General features: G+C 55.3%; 8 protein-coding genes. 1 reads left to right on the forward strand and 7 read right to left on the reverse strand.

Annotated elements, in window-relative coordinates; genetic code table 11:
• The first annotated feature begins 91 nt into the window (after positions 1-91).
• A complete protein-coding gene (locus tag JK213_RS15145; protein ID WP_194263461.1) occupies positions 92-1,468 on the forward strand; it encodes a hypothetical protein in 1,377 nt (458 codons plus the stop codon).
• A 207-nt stretch (positions 1,469-1,675) separates the two neighbouring features.
• Here the strand turns inward: JK213_RS15145 and JK213_RS15150 are convergent, their stop codons facing one another.
• The 7 genes from JK213_RS15150 to JK213_RS15180 form a co-directional block, all read right to left on the reverse strand.
• Positions 1,676-5,071 carry a DEAD/DEAH box helicase family protein gene (locus tag JK213_RS15150; protein WP_194263462.1) on the reverse strand — a complete coding sequence of 1,132 codons (3,396 nt, stop codon included), beginning with the start codon at positions 5,069-5,071 and terminating at the stop codon, positions 1,676-1,678.
• Positions 5,072-5,218: 147 nt separating this feature from the next.
• The gene (locus JK213_RS15155; protein ID WP_194263463.1) at positions 5,219-6,217 is read right to left on the reverse strand and encodes a hypothetical protein; all 999 of its coding nucleotides are present in this window, start codon (positions 6,215-6,217) and stop codon (positions 5,219-5,221) included.
• Positions 6,217-7,374: a restriction endonuclease subunit S gene (locus JK213_RS15160; protein WP_194263464.1), complete on the reverse strand. Its 1,158-nt coding sequence runs from the start codon at positions 7,372-7,374 to the stop codon at positions 6,217-6,219. The genes JK213_RS15155 and JK213_RS15160 overlap by 1 nt, the downstream gene beginning before the upstream one ends.
• Complete coding sequence (locus JK213_RS15165) at positions 7,371-8,909, reverse strand: class I SAM-dependent DNA methyltransferase (protein ID WP_194263465.1); 1,539 nt, start codon at positions 8,907-8,909, stop codon at positions 7,371-7,373. Before JK213_RS15165 ends, JK213_RS15160 begins: the two co-directional genes overlap by 4 nt.
• Positions 8,910-9,168: 259 nt before the next feature.
• A complete protein-coding gene (locus JK213_RS15995) occupies positions 9,169-11,007 on the reverse strand; it encodes a hypothetical protein (protein WP_228125671.1) in 1,839 nt (612 codons plus the stop codon).
• A gap of 21 nt (positions 11,008-11,028) precedes the next feature.
• Positions 11,029-11,448 carry a plasmid mobilization protein gene (locus JK213_RS15175; protein ID WP_211571851.1) on the reverse strand — a complete coding sequence of 140 codons (420 nt, stop codon included), beginning with the start codon at positions 11,446-11,448 and terminating at the stop codon, positions 11,029-11,031.
• A gap of 209 nt (positions 11,449-11,657) precedes the next feature.
• Positions 11,658-13,123 (reverse strand): site-specific integrase (locus JK213_RS15180; RefSeq protein ID WP_211571852.1); only part of this gene is annotated, 1,466 nt, incomplete at its 5' end.

Here is a 13,123-nt window from a genome sequence, read left to right on the forward strand (position 1 = left end):
AGGCCCACCCTCCATCGGTAAGACTGTGAATCACGGAACACCGCTCAGTTCAATAAATTAATAGGTCCTGAGCCTAGATCTTACGGATTTGTTGATCTGGGCGCTCCCGCCGCAGTTGGTTACGAGCGAAAAAGAGACATTTTCCTCTATTGCTAATGGCACCCGATTTGGTGTGCAGCCGTGCCATGTTGCCGATGGGTTGATGGCAGTCATTTTGCGCATTGACGAAGCAGGTATCGATGCGGTTTCGAATCAGATAGGTTTCACGCAGCTCTCTGACAGAAAGCGAAATGAGTTGATGATGCTGTTGGATGACATTGGCGCCGTGGCGCCACGCTGGGGTATTTTTCCGATTAGCGCCGATCCGTATCAGGGGGTGGGAAATAATACCCCTGATGCAGAGAGTTACGCGATGGGCGATGGTTGGGACGGTGTTGCCGAATTACGGGCGGCATTGCAGAACGCCTTTAGAAATGCTAATGAACTCCGCATATTGGCCGGTTTCCGCTATGCTTCAATGGCTGTTGCCGAATTGGTACGCAGCGTTCAGTGCGAGCGCAACGAACGTGATGATGCACTGCAGACATGCGCCGGTGAACTCGAACGCCTCAAGCTCTGGTCGATAAACCTCGATAATTTTCACGACAAATGGAAGGCAGAACTGGACCGCATTATCGAAGACGAATTACTCAGTGCGAGCAGGCGGGGAACCGGGGCTGCTACAACCCTACACGAAAAACTTAGCGCGGCAATCGACCGGTGGAGCGACCAGGCAAGTGCTGCTTTTGAACAACTTACCTTGTCGGCACAGCTGGAGCTGGGTCAGCGGGCCCGCAGCCCGTCGATGGAACGGCTCAAACAGCTCATTCTGGAATTGACAAATATTGAAGACACGCCGCCAAAATCAGAATTGGGCAAAAAGGTCTTCGAGCGCATGGGGCGGCTTGGCGGCGCATTCCGGGAGAGTTTTAAGGCCTATGCGCATTTCGATCTAGGTGTGTCGCTGCAAGACGCGGCCAAGCATATCAAGGAATATGAAAATTCCGGTAAGACATGGGCGGAGTATCTGCAAGATCTTGGTAAAAAAAAGCCGTTTGCGAACGAGGAGGCGGCGCTCAAAGCCAGTGAATATGTCAAATGGGGGCAGGCCATGGGAACCATTGGTCCGATCGTCACGCAGCTTGGCGGTGCCCTTTACGAGATAGGCGGAGACATACTTTCCCAGCGTGAGGCTAACAACAGAGCCAAATTAAGAGAAGATTTGCGTAATGCCCTGCGCACTGCAGTAATGGAGGTAGAAGCGGAAGCTTTAACGTCTTTCAACGAAATGACATCGAGTTTTTTGGCCTTGATCAACAAGCAATCTGCAATGCAGATTGCGGCGAAATCCGCATTTGAGGCGCAAATTACCGCTTTAGAAGGGTACTCGGACACATTGGATACTCTAATGCGTGACCGGCCTGTTTAGTTTGCTGCTTCGTGCTCACACTGTCGAATTTTGCCTCCTGATTACGGCGGGAAAATCCGACAAGCGGAGTTTCTACATCAAGATGTTTAACTTTTGACCAATGTCAAAATACTATACTACCAAATCCTGGGAATCAGCATCTTGGGGCAGTTGTTTTGGTGCGCATGAGAGATGTGTTTTTGATATGTGACAATGAGAAATAATTCATTAAGCGGCGACAGCGTCGTTTAGAGCTCTCACAATCTGAATAATCTCTTGAGCCTGATCTCGGTTGAAGATACCAGCGATGCCCATGTCGTCCAGATCGGTGAACGGGCTCTCATAGAAGCTGGCCGGGTCGACATACCCAGCCTCCGTCAGGCTATTGATAACTAAGTCTAGGAACTCGGTCTGGTCGGCGTTCAACTGGTGTAGCCCCACGAATGTGCTGAAAGCCTCCTTCGCGGCAGCTTTGTCCAAGCCAGTCAATGACCGCAAGAAGCGTCCGAGGCCTCCTTCTTTGTCGAGGGCAGCGATAAGGGTATCATTCGCGACCTCCTGCTCGATCATTATGCGCTGTAGTTCTTCGAGATCCTGCTTAGTCAGGGGCTCACCTCGGCGGACCTTAATCAAGGTGATGTGGTTACGATGAGCGTCGATGAAGCGACGGACCTTCATTTTGAAGCGCGCCTTGTCCACGCCGCTGCCCACCTCCGGCATGGTAACCTCGGTTCCTTCGCCGATGTCATCCTGGAAATCGGTAACGACCACCTTGCGCTCCACAGGCTTGATGAGCTCAGCCAGGTGACGAAGGCGTCGACGCACCATCTCCAGAATCTCCGGTGTGATGTCTTCCCAGAAGGCGTCAGTCTGAATGTCGAGAATCAGCTCCATTTCCTTCGCCACGAGAGGCACGTTGTCGATGCCTTCTAACGCTGAAGCGAAGTTAATGATCCGCATCTGGAGCCGGGTGAAGGCTCCGGTCTGCTTCAGTAGTTCTAGCTGTGTTGTCAAAAGCAACAGGTCGAACTGCTTCGCGGACAGGTTGCCATCATGGAAGGCCGTTGGCAGCCCCGCGATCTCCTCGATTAGCGTCAGCTGGTCGTTGAGGGTCAGGTTATCCCAGCTTTTCGGGTCGCGAAACTTCTCGACACTCCGCCGCTTGGCCCGGACGATGAAGTTGTCCAAAGGCATGCCAAGTACCTCGTCACGGAGCTGCGTTTTGATATCCTTGATCAGCGCCTCGTGCGGCTCGCCTGCGTCTTCTAAAGCCTCAATCAGTTCGACGCGTGATCCGAACAGTCGCTCGCCTAGCGGTTTGGCCGTGGGGCCATCAGTCTTGTTGAGGTTTTCTTGGAAGAACTCAAGGTTCTGGCAGTAGTCAAAGATAACGAACTGCTGCTTGTCTTCACCCGGCCCAAACAGACCGGGGCACAGGCGGGTGCCTCGACCGACCATCTGCCAGAACTTGGTCTTGGACCTGACGATTTTGAAAAAGACGAGATTCACGACCTCGGGTACGTCGATGCCGGTATCCAGCATGTCGACCGAAACCGCGATGTGCGGGGCCTTGTCCGCCTCGGAGAAGTCGTCAATTAGCGACTGGGCGTAGCTGACGCTGTAATCGATCAGCTGGGCGAATTGCCCCTTATAGTATGGATAGGCCTCATTAAAGCGGTCGACGATGAACCGGGCGTGCTTGCTGTTCTTGGCGAAGATGATCGTCTTGCCCAGCCGGTCGCCCCCCTCGACCTTGATCCCGTTGCACATCAGGTGCTCCAGCACCTTGTCCACCGTGTCCTTGTTGAAAAGCCACTTGTTCAGGTCGGCACTTTCAATGCGGTCCCGCTCCGTGCCTTCCTCGTCCCACTCGATAGCGTCCCAGGCTTCCTTCTCTTCGTCGGTCAGCTGATCGTAGTCGATGCCGTCGCGCTGGAACTTTAGTGGCACGGAGATGGTGGTCGGCGGCACGAGGTAACCATCGTCCACGGCATCATTGAGGTCGTAAGCATCGGTGGGTACGCCCTTCTCGAGCCCAAACAGGGAATAGGTGTCCTTGTCGATCTCATCGCGCGGTGTCGCGGTCAGCCCGACCAGTAGGCTGTCGAAGTAATCGAAGATCGCCCTGTATTTACGGTAGACCGACCGGTGCGCCTCGTCGATCACGATCAGGTCGAAATGACCGGGGCCGTAACGCTTTTCACCGCCCTTGCTCTCTTCGATCAGCCCCATCATTGTCGGATAGGTCGACAGGCAGACCCGCGCTCCCACGTGGTCGTTCTTCTTGGTGTCGTGTCGCTCAAGCAGGTTGGCCGAGGGTGTCGAGGGCAGATGCTCCTTGAACGCCCCGTGGGCCTGTTTCACCAAGGCGATCCGGTCGGCCAAGAAGAGCACGCGCTTCACCCGGTTGGCCCGCATCAGTTGGTCGATCAGGGCGATGACGGTCCGGGTCTTGCCGCTGCCCGTGGCCATGACCAGCAGGGCCTTGCGTTGAGCATCGCGTTCGATGGCCTCCCCCACACGGCGAATGGCCCGCTGCTGGTAATGGCGCCCCGCAATCTCCGGGTCTACATCGACCTTCGCCAAGGGGCGGACGTTCTCCCGGCGCTGCAAGAGCAGCTGCAATTCATCTTTCTTCAAAAACCCTGAGATCCGTCGGGGCGGATAGGCTTGGTCGTCCCAGATCCAGTGCTCATAGCCGTTACTGGTGAAAATCACCGGGCGGCGACCGTATCGCTTTTCTAGACAGTCAGCGTAGAGCTTCGCTTGCTGCTGCCCCGTTCGGCTGTCTTTCTTCGTCCGCTTGGCCTCGACCAAACCTAGAGGCTTCCCGTCGTCGCCCCACAGCACGTAGTCGACGTAACCGTCACCGCTCTGGCTGGGCATGCCCGTCACGGCGAACTCTCGGTCTCGTTCCTGATTGAGAGGCCAGCCAGCCTCGCTCAGAAGCAGGTCGATGAAGTTGTCGCGGGTCTCGGCCTCACCGTAGTCGTGGTCGTCCTGCACCGTGCTGTTGGCCTTGCGCAGTGCGGCCATCTCCGCCCGCACGGCGGCTAGCTCCGCATCCAGCTTGGCGCGTCCCTCTTCAGAAGCACGAAGGGCTTCCTCGGCCTCCGCCGCGCGCTTGCGCTCGGCCTTGATGTCTGCCTCGATCTTCTGAATCTGCGCCACAGTGCTGGCGGTGATTGTCAGCGATTTCTCCAACTTCCCGGCATCAAAGGTCAGCGCCGGGTCCGGGCGATCGATCTTGGCATAGGTCCGGGCAATCCAGTAGCAGACATGGAACAACTCGCGTACACAGGCGCTGGCATCATAGGCGCTCAGCGGCTTTCCGGTGTCATGGGCGGCGCGGTTGCCCTGGTCCTTGATGTAGCGGGCCTTGATGACAATGGCGGGGCCGGTCAGCGCCTGCAGGCTCGGCTCTGCAATCATCGCGGCTAGCGTGTCGGTGTAGACCACCCGCAGCGCCGGGTCGGTCCGGTAGAGCCACTTCAGCGCCGTCTCAAGCGTCAGCCGCGCCCAGAAGCACGCGCCCCTTGGGTCAGACAACGCGTGGGTCTCGGCTTTGCTCGCCGTTTTGAAGAGGGCTGGAAAGTCTGCTGACAGAAAACTGAACTGGCTCATGTATTAGCTTCCTCAAAACCGAATCCCGTTTCACCCGGAATAGCTTGACCAAGAGGGAAATCGGTTGCTGTGATCACGAGCTGACGCATGCCCGTTTGGATGGAATAAATTTTGGCAGCACGGATAAAACTGGTGGTCAGGCAATCCTCAATCCAAATAAATCTTCTCTGGATCCATGGAGGGACTCAAATAAGGGGAAAGCCCTGTCAAAATCACAGATATCGAAAGGAGATCGCGCATATCAACTTCACGCAGTTGGCTGGCTGGATTACCGCCATGGCGAATTCCCGGATAGTCGGACGCAAAGCCATAGATGGCTTTTGCGGCCTCCCTGACCTTGTTGTGAGGCCACACACCCGCCTTGTCGCACATTGCACCGAAGGTGTTCGCCCTCCGGCCTTGCGGAATGCGGTTTTCCATATCGGCATTATAGGCAAGTATGTTCGGGTGCTGGGATAACATAGCTTCGAGCAGATTGAACTGAGCCGCAATGCATTGCTTCATTCTTCGAGGCGATCGCTCATCGTGCAGATCTCGGATCGTCTCCTCGAAGGCCGCCATTAGCTCGGCCAGAGCGGCATCTTGAGCGCTGGATATCCTCAGATCTCGCAGCATCTTTGTGAATAGTCCTGGAAGCGTTGGATATATCGACATCCTATGGTTAAAGGACGGTCGGCGGACGTCGTAGCGAAGGCTGAACTTCTCAATGAAAGTCTGGACGGCAACGAAGTACGCGTTTGACAGCTGATCGCTGCCGGCATCGTCGAAAGGTTTAAAGGACTTCTCCAGAATTTCGACGATGGCATGTTCCGAGGGCGCATCGTCGAAAAAATTGTGGATGTAATCCCGTGCGAGACCATCGTCTGTGCTGGCATCCATGTAGGTCTCCAGCTTGGCTTGATGCCGTTCGGAAGCCGTTTCGTAGGTTGCGCGTGCTTCGAGGTCTTCCGGCAGGTGTAGCTCACCGTCGTCATTGTAAGACTGGTATGTCGGGGCGACCGGCGGCACCGGCCTTGGTAGTGCAGACTGAAGGATATCCAGCCAGAGGTCTTCGACCTTGATGTCGTTCTCTTCAATGAACTCGAACAGAGGTTCGAAGACCTCGGCCATCAGCAGGGTTTGGACTCCCAGAAATTCGCCACGCATCAGAGCTTTCCCCGGAAGGCGCGATGTTGGAGGGAGGAGAAGAGGGTTTGTGCGTGTTCCGCACACCGTCGAAGGCGGAGTTCTTCAGCGGTCAACGCGGAAATAGCGGCGTCGAAGGCGCTCTGCTTTTCGACAGGTGGGACACGAACCTCAAAAGATTGGCACGCCGGCAGCGGCAGGTGCTTGACTGTCGAGCCGGACCCTGACTGGCTGAACTGCAACTCAAAGTAGGGGGACATCATTTGGTACGACAGGAACTCGGGCAATAGGATGTCAGCGTCGGGTCGGTACAAAAACAACCGCTGCCCTAAGAATACGCCGGTCTCACGAAGCACCCCGACTTCCCCGACGGGGGCTTCTCTCGTCAGCAGAACATCACCGGGTCGAGGCGTGAGCCGACGGTTCCAACGTTCGAAAGTTTGTTCATCTACATACCGCACAGTGTCGAGGTTAACGACACCATGCCTGATGTTGGTGGTTCTGATCATCCGCCATGGGGTTTGGCCTTCAACGACCGGAGCAGTACGGTTGACGCAGTCCACCATGGCCTCACAAACTTCACCTATTGGCTTGGTTTCCCAGCCCTCGGAGTTGATGCTTAGGTCCCCAAACATCTCATGAAAGATCGCTTGGCCGAGGATGCCCAGTTTGTCGAGGGCGCGGGTGCGAAGGCGACAGAGCTCTGCTGCCTGATCCAGTATCCCCGCAATCCGCTTCTGCTCCTCCAGCGGCGGGAGGGGGATTTCGTACTCCTTCAACTCCTTCGCGGACAAATGCTTGACCGTCACAAACGGCGTCCTGTCGGAGATGACTTGAAGGATCTGAGGTAGCAAATGAAAGAGGTAACCGTCGTCTAGCCCCTCGGCTGCAGAAACTTTGCACACCCGCTGGTTTAAGAGTGCTTCTTCAGAAGCCCATCGTGACCTATTAAAGTCACCATCCATGCCGACCAAAATGTCGCCGCACCTGACGATGAAGCGCGGATCGAAGTCACCGGAAAAAAATGTGCTAGTCGCCCCGGACACTACGTCTCTGATGCGCACCAACGGCATACCTTTGCCATCAGTGTTGAAGTCCTTCGACTTAAAAGCAAAGCCGGATAGAACTTCAGCAACATCCCCTAGCGTCGTACGCGTCCAGTTCTTGGGCCAACTCATCCCAGCATCCCCTCAAGTCGATCTAGCCCCTCGGCGATCTCGGCCTCCAGTGCGCGCAGTTCCGCGATGATCTCGGCGGGGGCAGCATGGTTGACTTCCTCGTGCTCGATTTCCTTGTAGCGGTTCAGCGACAGATCCCATGATCCGGTGGCGATGATGTCCTCGGCGGGCACCATGAAGCTCTGCGCAGTGCGCGGACGCGCGGCCTCGGCCTTCCGATCGCCCCAGCGGGCGAGGATGTCGGGCAGGTTGTTTTTCGCATACTCCTCGAGCATCAGCGTCTGAGTCGGGCAGGCCCCGAGTTTCTCCGCCTCCAGCAGCGGCGTGCGCTTGTCATCAAGGCTGAAGCCGTCCGCCGTCATGTCGTAGAACCACACGCCCTCCGTGCCGCCGACGCCGGTCTTGGTGAAGACCACGATGGCGCAGGACACACCGGCATAGGGGCGGAAGACGCCTGAGGGTAGTTTGATGATGGCGTCGAGCTTGTGTTCCTCGACCAGCATCTTGCGAATGTCCTTGTGAGCGGTCGACGACCCGAAGAGCACCCCGTCCGGCACGACCACTGCCGCGCGCCCGCCGACCCGCAGCTGCCGCAGGAAAAGCGCCATGAACAGCAGCTCGGTCTTCTTGGTCTTGACGATCTTCAAAAGGTCTTTGGCCGTGGTGTCATAGTCGAGCGATCCGGCAAAGGGCGGGTTGGCAAGGATTAGGGAATAGGCGCCCGCGTCGGTGCCATGTTCCTCGGCGAGGCTATCACGGTAGGAGACATCGGCGTTCTCGACCCCATGCAGGGTCATGTTCATCGCGCCGATCCGCAGCATGGTCGCGTCGAAGTCGAAGCCGTGGAACATGCCGTTGTGGAAGTGGTCGCGGGTTTGCTTTTTTCGCAACATCTCTGGGTGGTGGTCGCGCAGGTATTCGCCCGCCGCCACGAGAAAGCCGCAGGTGCCCGCTGCCGGGTCGCAGATAGTGTCGCCGGGCTGAGGCTTCATGATGTGGACCATCAGCTCGATGATGTGGCGGGGCGTGCGGAACTGGCCGTTCGTGCCTGCGCTGGCGATCTTGCCTAGCATATACTCGTAGACGTCGCCCTTGGTGTCGCGGTCGTCCATGGGAATGTCGTCGAGCATCTGCACGACCTTGGCCAGCAGGTTGGCGTTGGAGAAACCAAGCCGCGCGTCCTTCATGTGGGTGCCGTAGGACGATCCTTTCTCACCTAGCTGACGCAGGAAGGGAAAGACGTGCTCATCCACGATGCGCATCATCTCTCGGGCCTCGAAATGCTTGAAGCGGGACCAGCGGAGATTGTCGTAGGGCTCGCCCTTGTCGTCGGTCCCTTCGGGGAAGATGCGGCGGGCGATGGGGAGGCCGAGGTCTTCTGACTTGCGCTCCTCGACTGTCTGGAGGTCGTCGAGCCGCTTGATGAACATGAGGAAGGTGAGCTGTTCGATCACGGAAAGCGGGTTGGAGACCCCGCCGGACCAGAACGCGTTCCAGATCTGGTCGATTTGAGTTTTGATAGATCCTGTGATCACGTGCTGCCTACTATAATAGTTGCGCGGTCCATATGTATGAGGGGCGCTTTGTAAATAACTGAACTTCGAATTTATAGGCGGGGATCATGACCATTCCCAGCGAAATTCCTGATCGCTCATTCTGGGGGTTGCTGAGATTTTGATGATTGCATCCGAGCGGCGTTGGTGAAAGACAGGCCATTGGGATCAAGGCACTCTTTGCGAACAAAGATTCCGGGATAGGTCACGTCTGATCTTCATCCTCGAGCCCGATATATCATCAGGGTTCTGGATTGTGATGCCGACCAATCGATTGGGAGTTGTTTGGTATGTGTGACACAGGTGCCGTCGCGTCCCTTTCGTTAAATGCAGCCATCGTGTCCAGCGACTGACGTAACTGTCCTTTCTGCTTCAGATCTCTGATGGTGTTTCGGACAGTGTCGGGAAGTGCCTTTGGAGGCCGCGCGACATCAAGTAACGCAGCGATATGTGCCTCAGCCCGATCTTTTTCAGACTGACGCTCGTCGTGCCATTTCTCAATAACACGCGCACGCTGCTGTTCCGCCTCCCGACAACAGTCTTTAATCCAATCACGTCGGGTTTTCTCGCTGAGTAAAGTCTGAAGCAGTTCTTGCCTGTTCTCCAGATACTGTTGGCGGCTCATTTCCTGTTCCATAGGAACCGGGATCTGAAGAGGCGCAGGTTTCCGGCTGCTTAGTCCGAGATGATAGAGGATAAACTCGACCACATAGCGCAGGATCTCAGCCAGCTGGGCCAGAGCCTGTTGGAGCCGCTTTTCAGCTTCCGAAATCTTCTTCTGCCTCGAGAAAACCCATTGCTGGGCTTCAAGATCATGCAGTTCTTTGCGTGCCTGAAGAACTGCATGATTGGCCCGTCTGAGCTTTTTCCAGCCGTCTTGCATCATCTGGAGTATGCAGTGTGTCTGAATGTTCAAAGGGCTCTCTGGCCCGTAGCGTTTTTCTAACGGATGCCTAGCGTTCAGAACCGACCGTGCGGCTTGCATCTCCTGTTTCCAATCTTTCAGATAAATCTGAAAGCCTTCGCTGAATTTTTCCGGGCACAAGGGCGAGCCAATGGACGGAAGGCGCTTTTGTATGGCTTTCAATTCGGCCTGAGCACGTTCCGAAAGTCTCTGTCTTTGCTGCTCTGATAAGAGCGATGGTTCAGTCCAGAGAAGGTCTTGTTCCGCCTGATTGACTGAATTTCTCTGCTGACGTCGAAGGTCGGAGCGTTTCAGTCGTCGCGCGACGGGACGTAAGTCAGTCGCAGCATGGATTGCGGCCTCTTTTTCTAAAAGCTCCCGAAAGTCCTTCGTCCGAATTTTTGTCAGCCGTGTGAATGACCCGATCAGCGTACCATCTTGGGTTTCAATGATATGGGCATCCCGACGCCTGTCTGTGCGATCTCCTGATCTCATGTGCCAGTTTCTGGTAACCAGAAACTGACGAAAGGCTGTCAGGTCATTGTCTGAGGCTTGCCAGAATTTCAGGATTTCGCGCCTGGCTGTCGGGAGGTCAAAATCTTGCCGCTCCGTTATCCTGCGAGCTTGCGATGTATAAGCTGCAACAGGGCGGGTAGACCTGTCTTCAGGCGCAAGTGCCGCAATCCTGTCCGCAGCATCATGGTTACCTTCTGCTCTCAGGGCCTTTGCAATGGCGCGATCATGCCGTCCAGCGACCAAAGCATGATCCAGTTGGATTTCCTCAAGTCGAGCAATTTTCTCAAGCCGTTGCCACGAAAAATGGTTGCTGAGAACATGCTCGTCTTGCCATTCTGGCAGGAGAAGGTGGCCATGTGTGCTGCCATCCTTTTGATGAATGACGAGTGTCATGCGGCTGGGATCAGCAGATAGTTCTGCACAGATGCGTTCCGCAAAAGACGCCAGCTGTTCATCCGTCATCGGCTCTGCGGGATTGAAGGCAATATGCCGCAGGCCGTAGCGGATATTTTCACGCCGTGCCTCTTTCATCCAGTCTTTCAGCAGGTAATCGCTTCCTGATAAAACACGGATGGCCTCATTCTTTGCACCCGCAAGAACATGCTTAGAGACGGCTTCATGGCCACTCGACGTCTTGATGCGTGTCTCTTGCACAATCATGGCGAGGCACCTGCATCGCCTTTAATGTAAGACCGGGCCTGCCATATGTGCCTCGGCTTGAGAGAGAAAGCGTCGACGACGCGGCAGAGGCAAAAAGCGGAGCAAGCGGTCCGTTCGGTCTTTGGTCGCCTCAATTGCATCGAGAACATCACCGCAGCGAACAGCCTCTCCGCAATGAGCTGCATGGGCAAGCTGGTTCAGGTTGTTACCAGTGCGGCTGAGCTCAAGGCGCAGGAGGCGGAGTTCAAGAGCAAGCTCTGGTGTCTGCTGTCCTGTCATCGCCTGCTCTTGCAGAAGAGAGCGGACATAATGAGCCGTGGTCGCATGTCCATGCCGCCGGGCTGTTCTGGCCCAGGCGTCGAGTTCCGCTGGATGGGCTCTGATGGAGAGACGAGAAGAACGAGGAGGCGATGCTACTGGTCGGGAAGGCGTGCAAGGCATGGCGGCATCCTTTTGAGGGGGTCAACGGGGGAACTCCCCCTTGCCAGCTGTTGAATGGGTAGCCATTCGACACTGCTGGCTGAAGACAGAAGAACCTCTGAAGAACAGGATACCAATTCGAGGGTTGGATTTCAGAAATGAACGCTAACAATTTTCAAATAAGGAGTTATTTCCGAGGAAATAGGAGAAATATTCACTGAAAAATATATTCAGGAAACGTCGAATTTTGGGAATACGAAAGACGGATACTGAATCGCTTCGACCGTCCTCTTGAGGTTCTGCATCTCAATGCCGCTGAGATACGTCGTGGCTCCCTGACTTTTATGGCTGGCCTCATGTCCCAGCAACGCATCAATCCAAAGCTCCCGGATATCGCTGTTCTGGTTTCGTAAAAGCGTCGAGACAGTATGCCGGAACCCGTGAAACGTGACCGCTGGGGGAAGCTCCATCATTGTTTTGTAGCGTGAAAACGCCCGACTGAAGTCAGCACCACGATTTCCATCCTGAGAATTCTTCAGGTCAGAGAAGAGATACTTCTCGCCCGTCTTCCGGAAATTCAGAATGCCCCAGCCGAGGAGGGCGGAGTGGATAGGAACGAGACGTTCTCCAGCCTCAGTCTTAGGCGACCAATTGTCGTCAGGATGTGCGCAAATGCGGAAGCATTGAACGCCGTCTATGGTCTGAATGTCTTCATTACGCAGGTTGCAGATTTCTCCCAGGCGCATCCCGCTATAAGCGGCAATCATCGTGATGCCTTTGAAGGTATCAGCGGGGATACTGCACACCGGCCATGGCGTTTGCAGAAGTTTACTCATTTCCTCTGCTGTCCAGGCGCGACGTGAGGTTTTCTTAGTGAGATTGAAGTCCCAATTGCCCCAAGGATTCTTCTCAACCATGTCTCGGCGCAGGAGGTCGTTCCAAAGCGATGAGAGGCGCATGAAGTGGTTCTTCACAGTCTTTGCGCTCAGCGTTGGCACATCCTGAGAGGCTGCTCTGTCGATTTCTTCTTGCAGGGAGAGGTTTTTGGTTTTGCCATGTGATGCTGGCAACGAGAATAAGACATCTCTGAAATCACCGGCGACTTTGCCGTCAATCTCGCGAATAGACCTATCACCAAAAGCCTCGATGAAAAGTGCCACGGTTCGGCTGGTGTCTCTTTGTGTCTCAAGACTCTTCGCAGGCTTGCTGTTTAAAAAGCGGTCGAGCGCCTCTGTTAATAGAGTGGCAGGCCGTGCTTTGGGGGTTGCTGCTGCACTCCTGGGCTTTGTTTCAGTTTCACTGCTCGCAGGAGCCGAGGTCTCGTTTGTACGGCCTCTGCTGTTGAGGGCTTGGGTGAAGGTACTCAGGAGCGTTTCATGAAGACGCTTAATTTCGTTCTCGAGAACTTTTTTCTCAGCGGAATTGATATTGGCTGCTTGGATGAGCTTTCGCGTCATTGCCGTCATGTGATTTTGGCTGTCGAGTGCGACCGCAATGATTTTTTCGATGCCTGCGCTCAAAGCCCGGACGTCGTGAGCGTGCTGCATCGTGCTTTTGTAGTATTTGATTTGTCCGGCCATCTCCGCTGACGAGACGTCATTCTTTCGAATTGTCTCCTGTGTTGCCAGCATGTCTTCGTATTTATCCAGCAGAGCACAGTAGGCATCGTCTTTCGTCTTGAAGCCGTGTTGCTGCA

The organism is Gluconobacter sp. Dm-44 (genome assembly GCF_018256175.1).
GTDB classification, from domain to species: Bacteria; Pseudomonadota; Alphaproteobacteria; order Acetobacterales; family Acetobacteraceae; genus Gluconobacter; species Gluconobacter cadivus.

Excerpts from the sequence above, each read along its gene's own strand:
- JK213_RS15150 (WP_194263462.1), bottom strand. The coding sequence starts at position 5,071 with ATGAGCCAGTTCAGTTTTCTGTCAGCAGACTTTCCAGCCCTCTTCAAA.
- JK213_RS15155 (WP_194263463.1), bottom strand. The coding sequence starts at position 6,217 with ATGCGTGGCGAATTTCTGGGAGTCCAAACCCTGCTGATGGCCGAGGTC.
- JK213_RS15160 (WP_194263464.1), bottom strand. The coding sequence starts at position 7,374 with ATGAGTTGGCCCAAGAACTGGACGCGTACGACGCTAGGGGATGTTGCT.
- JK213_RS15995 (WP_228125671.1), bottom strand. The coding sequence starts at position 11,007 with ATGATTGTGCAAGAGACACGCATCAAGACGTCGAGTGGCCATGAAGCC.
- JK213_RS15175 (WP_211571851.1), bottom strand. The coding sequence starts at position 11,448 with ATGCCTTGCACGCCTTCCCGACCAGTAGCATCGCCTCCTCGTTCTTCT.